This window comes from Mesorhizobium sp. M7A.F.Ca.CA.001.08.2.1 (genome assembly GCF_003998455.1).
Lineage (GTDB): Bacteria > Pseudomonadota > Alphaproteobacteria > Rhizobiales > Rhizobiaceae > Mesorhizobium > Mesorhizobium ciceri.
This window is the reverse complement of the sequence record NZ_RZPW01001394.1, coordinates 1-599: the sequence shown is the minus strand read 5'-3', so window position 1 is coordinate 599 and position 599 is coordinate 1. Positions and strand designations below refer to the sequence as shown.

Here is a 599-nt window from a genome sequence, read left to right as displayed (position 1 = left end):
GGCTGACGCTGCCCAGGCGCACGGCCGACACCGCCAGGCGGCGCACCAGGGCGCTTTCACTGTCGGCCGCCATCGCCTGCACGGAATTCCGGCACAGATTGGTCAGCACCCTGAACAACTGGTCGGAATCGGCATCGACCTCGAAGGCCGGCTCGACCGAATTGACGAACTCGATGCCTTGCTCGATGTCCAGCAGGCCGTGCACGTCCTCGACCAGTTGCCGCAGCCTCAGGCGTCGGCGCGCCGGCGGCGGCTCCTGCGTGCGGCCGTAGTGAAGCACGCCTTCGGAATAAGACACGGCGCGGTCGAGCGCGCGCAGCAGTTTCGGCGCGAAGGCCTGCACCGTCGGATCCTTGACCTGACGCAAGCGGTCCGACATCAGCTGCGCCGAAGCCAGGATGTTGCGCATGTCATGGTTGATCTTGGAAACCGCCAGGCCGAGATCGGCAAGATGCTTCTGCTCGGAGAGCATTTTTTGCAGCCGTTCCTGCATCTGCGACAGCTCGCGCTCGGCAACGCCGATCTCGTCGGCGCGGGCAGCCGGATGGATGATCCGCCCGGGATCGTCAGGGGCTTCGGAGAAGGACAGCATCGAGCGC

Annotated in this window: 1 pseudogene; it reads right to left on the bottom strand. The window is 65.8% G+C overall.

Going from position 1 to position 599, the window contains the following annotated elements:
• Window positions 1–599, bottom strand: a pseudogene (locus EN914_RS37610) (HAMP domain-containing histidine kinase); the annotation flags it as partial.